The organism is Aristaeella hokkaidonensis (assembly GCF_018128945.1).
Classification (GTDB): Bacteria; Bacillota; Clostridia; order Christensenellales; family Aristaeellaceae; genus Aristaeella; species Aristaeella hokkaidonensis.
On record NZ_CP068393.1, the window covers coordinates 125,643 to 143,682 of the forward strand.

At 52.5% G+C, this 18,040-nt stretch carries 9 protein-coding genes and 2 tRNA genes; 5 read left to right on the plus strand and 6 right to left on the minus strand.

The window, feature by feature from the left end; translation table 11 throughout:
• Nucleotides 1-199: 199 nt before the first annotated feature.
• The 5 genes from JYE49_RS00590 to JYE49_RS00610 form a co-directional block, all read right to left on the minus strand.
• The gene (locus tag JYE49_RS00590) at nt 200-1,885 is read right to left on the minus strand and encodes a hypothetical protein (RefSeq protein ID WP_093956680.1); all 1,686 of its coding nucleotides are present in this window, start codon (nt 1,883-1,885) and stop codon (nt 200-202) included.
• A 226-nt stretch (nt 1,886-2,111) separates the two neighbouring features.
• Nucleotides 2,112-2,184: transfer RNA gene (locus JYE49_RS00595), tRNA-Glu, on the minus strand.
• A gap of 13 nt (nt 2,185-2,197) precedes the next feature.
• Nucleotides 2,198-2,268: transfer RNA gene (locus JYE49_RS00600), tRNA-Gln, on the minus strand.
• A gap of 164 nt (nt 2,269-2,432) precedes the next feature.
• A complete protein-coding gene (gltX, locus tag JYE49_RS00605; protein WP_093956679.1) occupies nt 2,433-3,881 on the minus strand; it encodes a glutamate--tRNA ligase in 1,449 nt (482 codons plus the stop codon).
• 31 nt (nt 3,882-3,912) lie between these two features.
• Complete coding sequence (locus tag JYE49_RS00610; protein ID WP_093956678.1) at nt 3,913-5,601, minus strand: glutamine--tRNA ligase/YqeY domain fusion protein; 1,689 nt, start codon at nt 5,599-5,601, stop codon at nt 3,913-3,915.
• Between the two features lie 231 nt (nt 5,602-5,832).
• Here JYE49_RS00610 and JYE49_RS00615 point away from each other — a divergent pair, with 231 nt between their 5' ends.
• The 4 genes from JYE49_RS00615 to JYE49_RS00630 all read left to right on the plus strand — a co-directional run bounded on the left by JYE49_RS00615 (nt 5,833) and on the right by JYE49_RS00630 (nt 12,390).
• A complete protein-coding gene (locus JYE49_RS00615; RefSeq protein ID WP_093956677.1) occupies nt 5,833-6,087 on the plus strand; it encodes an IreB family regulatory phosphoprotein in 255 nt (84 codons plus the stop codon).
• Nucleotides 6,088-6,231: 144 nt separating this feature from the next.
• Nucleotides 6,232-8,310, plus strand: a complete 2,079-nt coding sequence (locus JYE49_RS00620; protein ID WP_093956676.1) for an Ig-like domain-containing protein — start codon at nt 6,232-6,234, stop codon at nt 8,308-8,310.
• Between the two features lie 2 nt (nt 8,311-8,312).
• A complete protein-coding gene (mnmG, locus tag JYE49_RS00625) occupies nt 8,313-10,178 on the plus strand; it encodes a tRNA uridine-5-carboxymethylaminomethyl(34) synthesis enzyme MnmG (protein ID WP_093956675.1) in 1,866 nt (621 codons plus the stop codon).
• 229 nt (nt 10,179-10,407) lie between these two features.
• A complete protein-coding gene (locus JYE49_RS00630) occupies nt 10,408-12,390 on the plus strand; it encodes a hypothetical protein (RefSeq protein ID WP_093956674.1) in 1,983 nt (660 codons plus the stop codon).
• Between the two features lie 130 nt (nt 12,391-12,520).
• Here JYE49_RS00630 and JYE49_RS00635 read toward each other — a convergent pair whose 3' ends face one another.
• The gene (locus tag JYE49_RS00635; protein WP_179217268.1) at nt 12,521-15,817 is read right to left on the minus strand and encodes an aminotransferase class I/II-fold pyridoxal phosphate-dependent enzyme; all 3,297 of its coding nucleotides are present in this window, start codon (nt 15,815-15,817) and stop codon (nt 12,521-12,523) included.
• Between the two features lie 327 nt (nt 15,818-16,144).
• Between JYE49_RS00635 and JYE49_RS00640 the strand changes: the two genes are divergently transcribed.
• Complete coding sequence (locus JYE49_RS00640; RefSeq protein WP_093956672.1) at nt 16,145-17,995, plus strand: alpha-amylase family protein; 1,851 nt, start codon at nt 16,145-16,147, stop codon at nt 17,993-17,995.
• Nucleotides 17,996-18,040: the final 45 nt, after the last annotated feature.

The window sequence follows — 18,040 nt, forward strand, 5'->3', positions numbered from 1 at the left end:
TTCCAATATATAAACCAGAAAAAACATTAGAGCCCAAAGCAGCCTCTATGCTTATTGCTTTAAACTCAATAATCAATCCTGTTGCTGACCAGATGTACAAGTACATAGATTCAATCTCTGTATAAAAATCCTTGTATTTAAAACAAGAGAAAGGAGCCGTCCCAGAACGGCTCCTGTTTAATTACATTATATAAAGATGTTAGTTTCCATTCCAAGTATAAAGCCATACACCATTTGTATCAAACATTTCCCATTGACCGTTGATTTCTTTCCAACCGGTTACCATCGCACCATTGTCATCAAACCAATACCAGGCAGATGTGTTTCCCTTTTTCTCTTCATACCAGCCTGTAACCATAGCTCCTGAAGAATTGAAGTAGTACCAATGATTACCTGAACTGAGCCATCCGGTCAGCATGGTTCCATCTGCATTCATGTAATACCATCGATTATTTATTTTTTTCCAGCCAGTTACCATGGAACCATCTGAGTTGAGATAGTACCAATTATTGTCAACACATATCCAGCCTGTGCACATTTCTCCGCTTTGATCCATGTAATACCAAGAAGAACCGAGATTCACCCACCCAGTTACCATGAACCCTGAATTAGAGAAATAATACCATTTATCATTGATTAACTGCCAGCCAGTGCACATAGCACCATTATTATCAAAGAAATACCAATAAGGATAGATATATTCCCAGCCGGTTGCCATGCTACCGTATTGATCAAATTCGGTTTCCCAGGATTCCCGCAGATAATACCATTTTCCACCGGAGTAAACCCATCCCAAAACAGCATGGCCATTCGAATCTGCCAGATAATAATTCGAGCCGATTTTAGTCCATCCTGTCATTAGTTCTCCAGATTTGCTGAAGACATATGGAGTAGATGTATCATTTGCACTATCATATATATCATATACTCCACACGGCCAACCGCCTTCTTCATACCTATAGAACCATCTGCCTCTGATATTGCTCCATCCACTATTCAACTGAATATAGCTGCTATGAACGCCGCTATCCACATAATAAGTATTACCATCACTGCTATATATAACTCCACTATACTTCAATCTGGAATTATTATCAAAAGCTTGAAACATGCCATCAACATACTCTATATCATTCTGGACTTTTAATACACCATCATTATAGAATGTATAAGATATCCCATCGATTTCTTTATTTCCAGTAGCCATGACGCCTGTGTTTAGATCAAAATAGTATAAAAACCCACTGTCATTTACCCAACCACGCTGCTCATAAGGGCGATAGTCTGCGGAGGGCCCCCCTGTATGAGTAAATAAATGCATTTCGCCATCTATTTCGACAAATCCGCTAACACATTTTCCATTTTCATCGAAATAGTACATATCATCATCAATTTTACGATAACCGGGCGTTTTGTCCACTATGCCATCTTTATCTGCATAATAATCATATCTCCATGCGTTTTTAACCAGATTTGGAGCAAAAAGATAGTTTTTCCCATTAATTTCAATGCATCCCGTCAACATATAATAGTTATTCTCATCAAAAAAATAAGTATCACCATTAATGGTTGTTAAGCCTGTAGCCAAATTGTCATTTAAATCTATATAGTAGGTTTGCATTATATATTCATTGCCAAGTATAACATGAATAAAACCATCCATATGCTTTAGATGTCCATCATCAGCAAACGAATAAACAATCTGGTCGATTCTGATATCACCTGTAACTTTTGTCTTATTCGAATCTCTATAGTACAACTGACCATCTTCAATTGCCCAACCAACTTCATAATTATATTTCAAATATGCTTCTGCATTTACTGCCAGTGGCAACAGAAATAGAATTATACCGAGAATAGAAAAGATAATAATTCTTTTCTTCATAATCAATATACCTCCATACAATATGATTATATAATCGGCTATGTTTCTGTTATCCAAAACATGGGTTGTTATGCACGAATTATATCATTATAATATAAGAGCTGTCTATTAGCCGTTTGTAAATATCAGAAAAAATGATGTAAAGAGAACCTTATTGCGGTACAAAAGCCCCAAAAAAGGTAAAAAAATAACCTTGCACCCCTTATGTGCAAGACCATAAAAAAAGCAGCTCCGACGGGATTCGAACCCGTGTTTCAGCCTTGAGAGGGCCGCGTCCTAGGCCTCTAGACAACGGAGCCAGAAAAAGAAAAGCTGGGGAACTAGGATTCGAACCTAGACAATACGAGTCAGAGTCGTAGGTGCTGCCGTTACACCATTCCCCATCGGCTTTAGCCGCAAGCGGTATTATAGCAGAGAGAACAGGGCGTGTCAACAAGAAAATTCAGAATAAATAACAGATAATCCGGAACAAGCTTCTGTGCTTTGAAAAATAAGCCCCTGCCGGCCTTTGGGTACCGGCAGGGGCCTTGGTTTTGTGTGATTAACGTCAGCCGAGTTTAGCCAGGGAAGCCTTCATGCGGCGGAGGGTTTCATCCTTACCGAGGAGATACGCAATCTCGAAGGCGCCGCCGGGTGTGGACTCCTGACCGGAGATGGAAATACGCATGGGCCAGAGGACAGAACCGGTTTTACGCTCCCAGGCCTGGATCTTTTCCATGACGACATCGTGGATGTTTGCTTCGCTCCAGTCGGTGATTCCCTCCAGAACGGGAATCAGCAGGGGAAGGACCTCTTTCGCAACGGCCTCATCGCTCTTCTGCTTCTTGTTGAAGAAGATGGCGGTGTCATAGTCAGGCATTTCCGCCAGGAAGGCGATCTTCTCGGGAATGCGGGAGAAGATATCCGTGCGGCTCTGCATCAGCTCGGCCAGACGGCGGTAATCGATGTTCTTTCCGGCAAGGACCTTGTCAAACCACGGGGTTGCCATCTGGAGGTACTTCTCCGGATCCATCTTTGCCACATACTGGCTGTTCATCCACTCCAGCTTGTTGACGTCAAAGATTCCGGGAGAGTTGTTGATCCGCTTGATATCGAAGGCTTTGACCAGCTCCGGCAGGGTGAAGAACTCCTGATCCGTGCCGGGATTCCAGCCGACCAGGGCCAGATAGTTGATCAGCGCCTCAGTCAGGAAGCCCTTCTCGATATAGTCGGAATAGTAGGCGTCGCCATCCCGCTTGGACAGCTTATGGGTGGCGTCCCGCATGACGGTGGGTAGATGCACATAGGTGGGGATGTCCCAGCCGAACGCGTTGTACAGATAGTTGTACCGCGGGGTCGAGGACAGGTATTCCATGCCGCGGACCACGTGGGTGATGTTCATCAGGTGGTCATCGATGACGTTGGCGAAGTTGTAGGTGGGCATGCCGTCCTGCTTGATGAGGACCATGTCATCCATGGCTTCAGAGTTCTGGAAGGTCATATCGCCGAAGACCATGTCATGGTAGCTGGTCTCACCTTCGGTGGGGGCGTTCATGCGGATGGTCCACGGGATGCCGGCATCCAGTTTCTGCTGCACTTCCTCTTTGGAAAGGTGCATGCAGTGCTTGTCATATTTCCAGGTGCCGCCGGCGGCTTCCACCGCGGCGCGGCGCTCATCGATCTCTTCCTTGGAGCAGAAGCAGTAATAGGCATGGCCGGATTCCACCAGCTGCTTCGCGTAAGGCAGGTAGGTGGCCTTCCGCTCTGACTGGATATAGGGACCGTAGTCACCGCCGATGTCCGGACCTTCGTCCCAGTTCAGGCCGCAGGCACGCAGGGTGTCATAGATGACTTCGGTGGCGCCTTCCACAAAGCGTTCCTGGTCGGTATCCTCAATACGGAGAATGAAGGTACCGTTGTTCTGCTTTGCGATCAGGTACTCATAAAGGGCGGTACGGACGCCGCCGAGATGCATAAAGCCCGTGGGAGACGGGGCAAAACGAGTGCGAACAGTCATAATAACCTCCGGTTATCGTAATTCATAATGTTTATTTGGCCTGTTTTGCAAAGGAATCACGCAGGCCGACGGTGCGGTTGTAAACCGGCAGTTCAGCGGTGGAATCCGGATCCTTGCAGAAGTAGCCGGTGCGCAGGAACTGAAAGGAAGTGCCGGTTTCCGCTTCGGCGATCACTTTTTCAGCAAAGCCGCGGCAGATCTTCAGGCTTTCGGGGTTCAGGCGGGAGATGAAGTCCTTCTTATCGACTTCCTCGTCCTCTTCTTCGGCCACGTCATCGTTGAGCAGCGGCTCATACAGCCGGGCTTCGAAGGGGATGCAGTCATCCACGGGGACCCAGTGGAGGGTCTTGCCCTTAATCTTCCGGTCGGCACCGGCACTGCCGGAGAAGGAATCCATATCCACGGTGCAGTGCACCTCGATCACATTGCCTTCCGCATCCTTGACGCAGTCGTCGCAGCGGACAATGTAGGCGCCCTTCAGGCGGACTTCATTGCCGGGGAACATCCGCTGATACTTCTTGACCGGGACTTCCATGAAGTCTTCCTGTTCGATATACAGTTCCCGGCCGAAGGAGAGGGTGCGTTCACCCATTTCCGGATGATCCGGATGGTTTTCCAGGGTGACAGTCTTGGTTTCGCCTTCCGGCCAGTTGGTCAGAACCACCTTCAGGGGATTGAGGACGGCCATCGCCCGGAGGGAGGATTCTCCCAGAACGTCACGGACGCAGTGCTCCAGCACGGCGTAGTCCACGGTGGAGTCCGCCTTGCTCATGCCGATGGTGTCCACAAAGTTGCGGATGGCCATGGCGGGGTAGCCGCGGCGGCGCATGGCGGACAGGGTGGGCATCCGGGGATCGTCCCAGCCGGCCACATAGCCGCCCTCCACCAGCTGGCGGAGATAACGCTTGGACATGACCGTGCCGGTCATATTCAGGCGGGAGAACTCGATCTGACGGGGACGGGCAGGCAGCATGTCCGCGCTCTTTTCCACCACCCAGTCGTAGAGGGGACGGTGAATCTCATACTCCAGGGAGCACATGGAGTGACTGATGCCTTCCAGCGCGTCACCGATGGGGTGGGAGAAGTCGTACATGGGATAGATGCACCACTTGTTGCCGGTGCGCCAGTGCTCCTTGTACAGGATGCGGTACATGGCAGGATCACGCATGACGATGTTCGGTGAGGACATGTCAATCTTCATACGGAGAGTTTTGCTGCCTTCCGGGAATTCACCGGCCTTCATGCGGCGGAAGAGATCCAGGCTTTCCTCAGCAGGACGGTCACGCCAGGGGCTGTTTTTGCCGGGCTCGGTCAGGGTGCCGCGGTATTCCCGCATTTCGTCCTTGCTCAGCTCATCCACGTAGGCGAGGCCGCGGCGGATCCACTCCTCAGCGATCTCATAACATTTATCGTAATAGTCCGAAGCATAGAATTCACCGCCGGTCCAGTGGAAGCCCAGCCAGTGAATATCCCGCTTGATGGCTTCGACATACTCGGTGTCTTCCTTGGCAGGATTGGTGTCGTCAAAGCGCAGATTGCACTTGCCGCCGTATTTTTCGGCAGTAAGGAAATCCATGATCAGCGCCTTGCAGTGACCAATGTGCATATAACCGTTGGGTTCGGGAGGAAAACGGGTATGGACTTCCGTATACCGTTTGTCCTCCAGATCCTTATCGATTGCGTCCCAGATAAAATTGCCGCGAGCGTTTGTCTCTTCCATCGTGAAGACTCCTTCTAAACAATTCAGAATTCAGAATTCAGAATTAAGAATTATAGGTCTGAAACATCTTCAGACTGACGTTCGCCGAACCTGAAGATGTACGTTACATTATACAATTAATGACACAGGAGAAGCAAGAAAAAGTTAGTTACATAATAAAGGAAAGTATTGTCTTTACCATACTGTATGTTGTATAATACTTAAAACAGCCCAGATGAAGGAGGATTCAGGATGGAAGAACTGTTCAACACCCATAAAATGGATCCGATTGTGGGAACCGGAAATGAAGCGCATGACATCCTCATGTATGTATATAAGGCCCTGCAGACAAAGGGGTATGATCCGATCACCCAGTTGGTGGGTTATCTGGTGACCGGTGAGCCGACATACATCACCAGTTACAATTCTGCCAGAAGTCTGATCTGCCGCCTGGAGAGAGATGAAATACTGGAGGAACTGGTCCGGTCCTATCTGGACACGCATTAATCCGGTGCTGCACGGTGTCGTATAACGGCACCGTTTTCAAATGGAAACCGAAACCGGAAGGTTGAGCAACGGCCTTTCGTTTTATTGTCAGCCGGTCTGTACAGTAACAGGAAACCGGAACGCTTAAATGAGAGGGGATTCAGAATGAAAAAGGCATTGACCTGTCTGCTCGTGATGCTGCTGTGCGCAGGAATCGTGATCCCTGCAATGGCGGCCAATGTTTTTCTTTTTACGACAAAATCCGTGCAGCTTTTTGAGGGACAAACCTATCAGACGGAAGTGCGCCGGGAAGGCAACTATGACGGAGACGGCGAGGTTGTTTACGCTGCCACGAAGACAAATGTGGCGACGGTTTCCGAAGACGGAATCATCACCGCTGTGGGCAAGGGTACGACGGAAGTAACTGCTTCCCTGATGCGGAACGGAAAACGCGTCGGCCAGACCAAAGTGACAGTACAGGTGCTGCGTGCTGTACAGAAGGTAACGCTGAACACTGTGAAGCTGTCTGTTTATGATCCGGATCACCCGTCAGTGGCCTCCCTGCTGAAAGCGCCTACGGAAAACCAGGTGCTGGTAATTCCGGCCGGCACAGCGGTGCCGCTGGCAGCGACCTGTACCCCTGAAGACGCCTCAAGCAAAAAAATAACATATACCACCTCAGATGCCGGCGTTGCCCGGATTTCAGGAACCAGCCTGAAAGCTGTGCAGCGGGGCGAGTGCGACCTGACTGTGCAGAGTGCCCAGAATCCTGAAGTGACAGAAACCTTCCGGGTGCTTGTGATTCAGCCGGTCAAGAAGATAACGATTGACGCAGGTGACAAGAAGGTTGCCGCGGGTTCCAGAATGGAACTGGACGCAATCTGCGCTCCGGATAATGCGTCGATCACAGAGGTGACCTGGAGCTCCAAGAATCCAAACATTGCGACAGTGGATGAGAGCGGTATGGTAACGGGCGTGAAGAAGGGAACAGCAAGCATTGTCGCAACTGCTGCGGACGGATCAAAGGTAACCGGTACGGTTATGATTACCGTGACACAGCCTGTGACTTCCATTAACATCACCCAGGCGGATATTCCGGTGGTAGTCGGCCGGACTGCACAAGCGAAGATTCAGGTGCTGCCTGCAGAGGCCAATGACAAGACTGTAACCTGGTCTACCTCTGATACCTCTATCGCCACAGTCCGCAACGGACAGATTACAGGTGTGAAAGCAGGCATATGCACTGTGACCTGCACAAGCAACTCCAATCCGGAGGTGTCAGCGACTGCAACCGTGACGGTGAGCCAGCTGGTGACGAAGATTGTGAACGTGAACGATCCTTCTGAACTAACCCTGAAGACCGGAGAAAGCGGCCAGCTGAAGTGGAGCGTCCAGCCGGATGACGCCACCAATAAGGGACTGACCTTCAAGAGCCAGGCACCCAAAGTAGCCACGGTGGACGCCAACGGCGTGGTGACTGCTGTTGGCCGCGGTGTGGCAACCATTACTGCAACGGCCCAGGATGCCTCCAAGAGACAGGGGAACATCAAGGTGACTGTGATCCAGCCTGTAACCGGCGTGTCAATGCAGCGGGATCTGTATTATGTACAGCGGGGCGGCGCGTCGAATGTGCGGGCTGTCGTCCAGCCGAAGAATGCCAACAATCAGAAAGTTATCTGGTCTTCTGCGGATGACCGTATCGCCTCGGTACGTTCCAACGGAACCATTACAGGCCTGGTCAGCGGTATCACCAGTGGTATGACAACAGTGTACGCCTATACGGATGATGGCGGCTTCACAGCATCGACGCAGATCCGCGTCGGGGATTTCAATGAAGCGGTAATGGTTGAATCACTAGAAGTGAATGCCAACAATGAGATCCGGATTGTATTGCGGAACATGAGCCAGGAACTGACCCTGGAAAATGTACATTACAAAATTGAATGCTTCGATTACGACGGCAATCCCATGATATGCAATCAGGACGGAGAAAGTACGTTCTTCGAAGGAGATTATCCGTTTGTCCTGAATCCGTATGAGAGAACAACTCATGGTGCATTCCGTTTCAGGAATTATGTGATTGATCAGAGCCTTGGTTCGGTAGTACTGACGATCCTGAACTGGAAGGATTCTGACGGATATACATGGTATATTCCGGAAGATGACCAAATAAGGACTATGTGGACAAGGTACAACTACAATAACAATTACAATTACAATAATGCCGAACAGGGCGTGGGGTAATAATGGCAGATCTGGTAGTGATAGGCGCGGGGCACGCGGGCTGTGAAGCAGCGCTTGCCGCCGCACGGATGGGAATTGATACACTTCTTTTAACACTGAATATGGACGGCGTAGCACTGATGGCCTGTAACCCGGTCATCGGCGGCTCAGCCAAAGGGCATCTGGTTCGTGAACTGGATGCCCTTGGCGGGGAAATGGGTCTTGCGATTGACGACACCTTCCTGCAGAGCCGTATGCTGAACACCGGCAAGGGACCGGCTGTTCATTCCCTGCGCGCACAGGCGGACAAGCAGGCTTACCAGAACCGGATGCGCAGGGCTTTAATGACCACGGACCGGCTGACGGTACGGCAGGGGGAAGCTGCTTCCATCGAAACGGAAAACGGACAGGTGACGGCGGTAACCACGGTCACCGGCGCCCGGATTCCCTGCCGGGCGGTGGTGGTTGCCACCGGCGTTTACCTGAAGGGCAGCATCATCATCGGCGAGCACCGGCATGACGGCGGCCCCCAGGGACTGATGAACGCCTCGGAACTTTCCTCCAGCCTGACAGAGCTGGGCTTTGTGCTCCGGAGATACAAGACCGGCACTCCGGCCCGGGTGGACGTGCGGACCATCGACTTCGATGAGATGCAGGAGCAGAAAGGTGACGATCCGGTGGTGCCGTTTTCCTTCCTGACAGACCGGAAACTGGAGAACACCTACAGCTGCTATCTGACCTGGACCACACCGGAAACCCACAGGATTATCCTGGACAACCTGCACAGGGCGCCGCTGTACAGCGGAAAGATCCACGGAATCGGCCCTCGGTACTGCCCGAGTATTGAGGATAAGGTGGTCCGGTTTGCAGATAAGGACCGGCACCAGATCTTCCTGGAGCCGGAAGGCAAGGAAAGCCGGGAATGGTATGTGCAGGGTATGAGTACCTCCATGCCGGAGGACGTGCAGTGGCAGATGTACCGGACGATTCCGGGACTGCGGCACTGTGATTTTACCCGGCTGGGCTACGCAATTGAATATGACTGCATTGACTCGCTGGAGCTGCGCCCGACGCTGGAAAGCCTGCGCATCAGCGGGCTGTTCTTTGCCGGACAGATCAACGGCACCAGCGGATATGAGGAAGCGGCCTGCCAGGGCCTGCTGGCGGGCATGAACGCCGCCCTGGAACTGCAGGGCAGGGAACAGATCATCCTGACCCGGGATATGGCATATATCGGCGTGCTGACGGACGACCTGACCACCAAGGGAACGGACGAACCTTACCGGATGATGACTTCCCGGGCGGAACACCGGCTGTACCTGCGGCAGGACAACGCGGATCTGCGGCTGACGGAAATCGGCTACAAGGCCGGCCTGGCGTCTGAAGAACGGCTGGAGCGGACGAAGAAAAAGAAAGAGGGAACAGAGGAACTGCTCCGGCAGCTTTCAACCACCCGCTTTGCTCCGGGCGAAAAGCTGAACAGCCTGCTGAAGGAAAAGGGTCAGCCGGAAGTGACCGGATCCCTGAAGGCGGAGGAACTGCTGAAGCGGCCGGAGATCAGGCTGCAGGATCTGACAACACTCCAGCCTGAGTGGGCAGAGATTTCACCCGCCGTGGCGGAACAGGCGGAAATATCCGTGAAGTATGCTGGCTACCTGGAAAAGGAAGCCCATATGATCAAGCAAGCCCGGCAGATTGAGGAAACCCTGCTGCCGAAGGACATCTGCTATGCGGAGATCGAACACCTGCGGCTGGAAGCCAGGCAGAAGCTGGACAAGCAGAAACCGGTATCCCTGGGTGCGGCGGGCCGGATCCCCGGCGTGAACCCGGCGGATGTGGCTGTGCTGGCAGTATGGCTGCATAAGCAGAATATGAAAAGTGAAGACTAAAGAATGATAATCAAACGGGACTGCCGGATGGCAGCCCCGTTTTTGTTGCTGTGTTTTTTGTTCATACGGATTTACAGTTTTTACACAACAAAAGCTGTTTATGTGATAATATGTATACAGAATTCCAAAGACTGGAAGAAATCAGGCAGGTAACTCTTTATATAGTTGAAATCAAATACAGTGTAACAAGTCATCCATCATCCGGCATTTCGGAGAAAAGGGGTACCATATGAAAAAGGCCATTCTGCTGCTGGTCCTGATTGCGACTGTGATACTTTGTGCCATTGCCATTGCGGAGGAAGAATGGGAAACATATGAAGGTCCGCTTAGCATGACGATCAAATATCCCAAAGCTATCATTGAAGCCAGCCGCCATTCCAGTGAAGATGGATATGTTAATGAATATGACAGGATTGATCTGTTTATTCCCCGTGCTGAACAGACAAGCGCGAGAATGACCTGCGCACTTCATGACGATCCTCAGTTCCCATTCTGGGAAGATTATGGATATACAAAGCTGGAGATGGATGATTCCTTGCTGGATCAGATTGAAAGCTCCATGTACAAAACGCTCAATATGTATATGAATCCTGAAGGAACTGAAATAGTTGAGGAATTGAAGATGACATATCCGATAAACCTCGAGCCGGAAATTGTATTTGACATTTTCCTGCCCGCAGATGATCCGGATGGATGGCGGAATGTTTTTGAGACCATGCTGTCTACTTTGAAGTTTCCGCCATTGGGCGAAGAATTCGCTGGTATTCGTTTCGATTTTTATGAGAATGTAGAAAAAAACGCGTCTTCTGAAAAAATAATAGTTGATGAAGGGGCAGCATGTTATGTGCTGGCATTTTCAGGAAAGACAAGTCAGTTTGCCATGGAAGAAGTTGAATGGGATGATGCAACTTTTAGAATTGTAAATGTAAAAACTTTGTTCAAGGCTGATCTTATGTCCGATGGGGATCAACTGGATATCAGTTGTTTCTTTCCGGATGGACTGCCAAAGCTGCGCATCAGATGGTCTGATCCCTGGACAAAAGATAGAACATATTATTTAACTATGAGCGGTAAAGATGGAAGCTTGCACATGTTGAGTGCATCAGAATTTTTGCCGCATGAACTTGTGGGCACATGGGGCACGGACGGCGTGACGCTGCGGGTTCTCCGGTCCGGGGATGAATACAAGGTCCTGGCGAACTTTGGAGACGGGGAATACGGATGGTCCAGGGCAGTCTATAACGACTGTGTATACGATGAGGAAGGAAACCGGCTGCTGTGTACCGGTATTAAGGAAACCTGTGAGCTGGATCCGGAAACGGAGGATAAAGAAGAATCTGAAAGACAATACATAATGGAAAAGAGAGAAAGCTGGCTGCCCCTGACCATCGGGGAAGACGGAATCATGGAATATCCGGATTGGGAAGGAGATCCGGTTCAGCTTTTGTATTATGGTCCGTTTGAAGGCACCTGGAAGGATGGAGATACAACGATTGATTTCCACTTCGGGGATACTGAATTATGGTGTGAAATAAAGGAAAACACTGAAACAAAATGGACTTACTGGTGTGCTTATGATGAAGAAAGCGACAGGCCGTATGAACACTTTTACGGTTATGGGCAGAATGACGGCCAGAAGGAAGAAGGAGAAGCCACATTCACTATTGACGGCGAAGGAAGGCTGGTCTGGAATGACCTGAGCGGGAAAGAAACCAGGCGTTTTATCCGGCAGGAGGAGCCGCAGGATGAGTGGATCCATGACTTTTACCGCTATGAGCCGGGTGACGGGAAACAATATGAAGTGTTTGTGATTACCAAACTGCTCTATAACGAAAACCATCAGGTGACGGACGTCACAGGACAGTTTGCACACATGACGGATAACGGTGAATCCTCTGACTGGGAGCTTGCGGAGGATGGAAAGCTCTATACCTATCACCTGGCGGAGGATTTCAGCGCGGATCTGCTGGCCAGTTTGTATGATGATACCATGGAAACCGTTACAGATCTCCATGAGTGGTATATCCGGGTTTGCCTGGAGGAAAGGGTACCGGAGGACGGAGAGCTGTATTTTGTGTCGCACATGAGTGAGGAAGAACGCAAAAACGCGAATCCTGACGCCCTCTTTGACTGCATCGCGGTAAAACCGGAACTGAATGAAGCAGGCGAAATACGGTATGTGTGCTATACGCGGATACCGTGGATTATGTGATGATGGGAATGAGGATAGTCAAACGGGACTGCCGCCGCCATTGCGGCAAGTCTTCACTCTACACTCATCACTGGTAATTAAAGAACGAGGCTGCCATCCGGCAGCCTCGTTTGATTTTTGATTTTTGGGATTACAGCACCGGAGTCGGATCTTCCGCCTTGTCATAGTTGCGGCGGGGAAGCTCGATACCGTATTCGCGAGCAGTGGCTTCCAGAATATCCAACGCCTTTTCAATCTGCTCGGGCTTGTGCTCACTGATGACGCAGAAACGCAGCCTTGCCTTGCCCTTGGGAACGGCGGGATACATGGCAGGGGGAACACTGACGCCCCGCTTTTTCAGCTCGTTGGAGAGGAACCAGGCGTCCTCGTCCTTGCCGACCAGAACCGGCAGAACCGCGGTTTCACCGGCCAGGCAGATGTCCAGGTGACGGCGCCGCGCGCTGTCCGCGAAGGCCTTGATGGCGGTCCGCAGGTGCTCCATGATTTCCGGATGGGACCGCAGGGTGCGGATGGCTTCCAGGGAGCCGGCCGCCAGCGCGGGAGAAATACCGACGCTGAAGACGAAACCGGGCATGTTGTACCGCAGGAAGTCAATCAGGCACTTCTTGCCGGCCAGGTAGCCGCCGCAGGTGCCCAGGCCCTTGGACAGGGTACCGTACTTGATGTCGATATCATCGCCGTTGAGGTTGAAGTACTCATCCACGCCGCCGCCGGTCTTGCCGATGACGCAGGCGCTGTGGGCTTCGTCCACCATGAGGAAGCAGCCGTATTCCTTCTTGATCCGCACAAACTCCGGCACGGGGGCGATGTCGCCGTCCATGCTGTATGCGCCTTCAATGACGATCAGAACCTTCTCGTAGTAGGCACGCTGGCTCTTCAGGATGGTTTCCAGCGCAGCGGTGTCACTGTGGGGGAAGGGACGGGAAGTTGCATCGGACAGTTTGCAGCCCTGCTCGATGGAGTTATGGGCCAGGGCATCGTAGAGGATCAGGTCATTCTTGCCACAGAAGTTGCCGACGAAGGTCACGTTGGTGGAGTGACCACCGACGCAGACGATGGCGTCCTCGGTATGTTTCCAGTCAGCAATTTCCTTTTCCAGGTCCTTATGGATCTGCTTTTCACCGGCCAGCAGGCGGCTGCCGCTGGCACTGGTGCCGTACTTGTCAATGGCGGCCTTGGCGGCGTCCTTGACTTCTTTGCGGCCACTCATACCAACGTAGTTGTAGCTGCCGAACTCCAGAACTTCCTTGCCGTCGATGATGCCGGTATCCAGCAGGGGAGATTCATGAGCAACAAAGTAGGGATTGTCTCCCTTGCCGACCAGGGCTTCCTGGCGCTCCAGGAAGTGCTTGTATTCAGGCGTGTCCTCAAAGCGGGTGATGGGCCGGACGGGAACGCGTTCCTTGGGCTTATCGCTTTCGGCGGGGCCTTCCAGCAGGGCTTCCACCACCTGGGCCATACCGGCGACGGTGGCGCAGGAACCGTATTCTTCCGCGGGAATGGTGATGCCCCATTCCTCTTCAGCCTTCAGCGCGATGGACAGCACCTGCAGGCTGTCGCCCTGGAGGTCTTCGATGAAGTTGGCGTTATCGGTGATCTCGCTCTCGGAGATTTCCAGCGCTTCCGCGTACATGGTGCGAACCTTCTTCAGGATCTCATCATGCTTGGCACTCTTGGTCTCCAGGCGGGCGGCGGCAGCCACTTCGGTGCCGACGTTCTGGCCGTGAAGATCCAGCTCACGGTAGGTGAGTTCGCCTTCCTCATACATGCGCTTGAGCTCGATCCGCTTGACCTTGATGCCGCTGACCAGGGGCAGCTTGTTGGGCGTAACGAGGGCGCGGTTCAGCTGGGTGTAGATGGGCAGACGGCGGTTGGCGTCCGCCACCTTCGCAGCCAGCTTGTCCAGGTACTGATCATCGGTGTAGTTTTCACCGACGTTCATGACCAGGACGATGTCTTCGTTGTTGTCCCGGCGGTTGCGGCGGAAGCCGACCACGCAGGACTGGTCCACGCCGTTGATGGAGGCGAAGGCGTCTTCCATGTCATCAGGATAGACGTTCTCGCCGGATTCGTTAATGATGACGTCCTTCAGGCGGCCGCGGATATACAGCCGGCCGGTGGCATCCAGCTGGGCAATATCACCGGTGGGCAGCCAGCCGTCGTCGACGGTATCGGGCGGGAGAATCTGGCCGTTGATGACCCGGCCGGAGTGGATTCCGGAACCGCGGACCTGCAGTTCGCCGGTTTTGCTGCCTTCCTTGTCCGGGACAATCCGGTATTCAGCGGAAGGCAGGGGCTTACCGACGGAGCCGTTCAGCCGGTACTTGAGGGACATTTCCCTTTCGAAACCGTTGATGGCGGTTTCCGTCATGCCGTAGCCGGTGACGGTATAGTAACCCAGGGCATTCAGGGTGCGCAGGGTTTCAGTCGGCGTATGGCTGCCGCCGAAGATGACCACGTCCACCTCTGTGCCGATGAGCTTCTCATTCAGCGCGGCAAAGGCGGACTTTTCCGCCCAGTTAAGGCCGGCTTCAGGAGAAATGGCTTGGCGGGCGAGGGAGAGGGCCTTCAGGGTCTTAAAGGCACTCTGCTTGGCCTTGTTTTCTTTCTTCAATCCTTTTTCCACGGAACGAACCAGGCTGTTGCCTACCAGGGGAACCATGATCAGCAGGTTCGGCGGGAAATGGTGGCAGGTGTTCAGGATGGAGTTGGGCGTCCGATCCTGCAGGAACACGTTGGCGGTGCCCATGAACATGGAAAGGATCATGTTGCCCATGAATCCCAGCACATGATGGAAGGGCAGGAAGGCCAGGGTTTTACGCCCGGTGTTCACAGGGTGGATAATCCGGGGGTTGACCTTAAAAAGATCATAAGCGTTCAGCGCCTGAGCGCAAATTGCCTTGCTGTTGTAGGCAAAGATGCGGCTGGTGCCGGTGGTGCCGCTGGTGCACATAGCGGTATATTCGCCCCAGACAGGGGTGAAACCGATGGTGCGCGGAGCTTCCCGGATGGTTTTAAAGTCGATCTGGCGGACGTTGCCGGACAGGACCCTGGGTTTCAGGGAAATAACCTGGCGGCAGTGCGCTTCATCCAGCAGGCCCTGAATGACGTTGTCGGGCGCGGACGCGTCCAGCAGCAGGGCGTTATGTCCGGAGCGCATGATGCCCCAGTACAGAGACGGCCAGTCGTGGCAGGTGTCCACGGCAACGCCGATCCAGCCTTCTTCAAGATCGAGGGAGTTAAGGCAGGCGGCATAGTCGTCCGCCCGGAGGGTCATTTCCGCATAGGAGCGGGTTCTTTCCTGTTCACCTTCCAGCCAGTAGGCAGCGGGGGCCTCACCATAGTCCCGGAGGATGTCGAACAGGGTGGCCAGCGTTTGGTCAGCTTCCAGTCTGCTGCAAACAGACTGCGCGTCAAGATTGCTCATGAAAGCCTCCTTCCATTCCGGTTCAAGAGCGATATTCTGACACGGCGGCAGGGAAGGAAAAAATAATAACGTATAAGAAAAATCAAATCTCCCCGATGCCAAAATCCGCATCATCTCATTATATCATGAAAACACTGTTGTGCATACAATTTCTTTCGGCTGTTTTACGAAGTAAAGCAACCGAAAGAGAAATGAAGAATTATATAGTGTTTACGTGAATGCACGTTGTCTTGTACGGGAATGTAAAGTGTGCTATAAATAAAGCAGAATAGTAAAAGAAGAATACAGAATATATACAGTGAAAACAGAAAAACGAGAGGGTAACAGATGAGCAATCAGGACTGGAATAAAGAATTTGCCGCACGGTTTGAGCGTCACGCGGATGAACTGAAGTGGCTGTATATGGAACTGTATCACGGGGACAAAAAAGCATGGGAATACTTTACCGGAATGCTGTACCGCATGTGGGAAAGCAGGCCGGAGAATCTCCGGAAGATCGACCGGGAAAGGGAAGCCTGTCCGGCATGGTACAGGGGACACAGCATGGTGGGCATGCTGATGTACGTAAAGGCTTTTGCCGGAACGCTCCAGGGCGTCCGGAAACGGCTGGACTATATCCAGGACTGCGGTGTGAACTACCTGCACCTGATGCCGCTGCTGGAAAGCCCGGAAGGACGGAGCGACGGCGGATACGCGGTGAGCGATTTCCGGAAGGTCCAGCCGGAACTGGGCACCATGGAAGACCTGGCGGAACTGGCGGAGGATTGCCACCGGAAGGGCATCTCCCTGTGCCTGGATTTTGTCATGAACCATACGAGCGAGGACCACGAATGGGCCCGGCGGGCCAGGGCGGGAGAAGCGGATTACCAGAACCGGTATTTCTTCTATGACACCTGGGATATCCCCAACTGGTATGAGCAGACCGTGCCGCAGGTGTTCCCGACCACGGCGCCGGGCAATTTCACCTGGTGTGAGGAAGCAAAGAAGATCGTCATGACCACGTTCTATCCATATCAGTGGGACCTGAACTACGCCAATCCTGCGGTTTTCAACGATATGACGGAGAACATGCTGTATCTGTGCAACTACGGCGTGGATATCATCCGGCTGGACGCGGTGCCCTATATCTGGAAGGCGCCGGGAACCACCTGCCGGAACCTGCCCCAGGTGCATACCCTGGTGCGGATGATGCGGATGGTCTGCGAGATCGTCTGTCCGGGCACGCTGCTGCTGGGCGAGGTGGTGATGGAGCCCAGCCGGGTGGTGCCTTATTTCGGTACGGTGCAGAAACCGGAATGCCACCTGCTGTACAACGTGACCACGATGGCTTCCCTGTGGCATACGGTGGCCACACGGAACGTGAAACTGCTGGAGCATCAGCTGGGACAGGTGTTTGCGTTGCCGAGGCAGTACACATTCCTGAATTACCTGCGCTGCCATGACGATATCGGCTGGGGTCTGGATTTTGATTATCTGCGCTGGAACTTTGCCTGGGAGCAGGTGCCCCATAAGCGGTACCTGAACGACTACTTCACCGGAAAGTATCCGGGAAGCCGGGCACGGGGCGAACTGTACAACGATGATCCGCGGCTGGGAGATGCCCGGCTGTGCGGAACAACGGCCTCCCTGTGCGGGATTGAAAGCGCACGGAAAGACAACAACGAAAAAGAACTGGCGGAAGCCATCCGGCTGGATGGAATGCTGCACGCGCTCATGTTCACCCTGAGCGGGGTGCCGGTGCTGTACAGCGGGGACGAGATTGCCCAGGAGAACGACAATGCCTATCATGATGATCTGCTGAAGGCTGAAGACAGCCGGTACCTGCACCGGGGAGATATGGACTGGCAGAAGGCGGAGAAACGCAAGGATCCGGAGGCAACAGAAGGACAGGTTTTTGCGGAAATTACACGCCAGGAACAGCTCCGGAGGAAATACGGTGTTTTTGATGACGGAGCGGACGTATGGATCCAGGACACGGGAAACGATCAGGTACTGGGCATCGGCCGGTATTACCTGGGCGAAAAGCTGCTGGCAGTGTTCAACTTCTCCAAAGAGGCGCAGGTTGCCTGGATTCATGACGAGACCATGTATACCGACCTGGAAACCGGACGCCGCTGCAAGGCGGGATCTGTCAAGGTTCCGGCAGGCGGATTCAGATGGCTTTATAAACGGTTTTGAACCGTTTATAAAGCCATCAATGAACAATGAATAATGAACAATTAA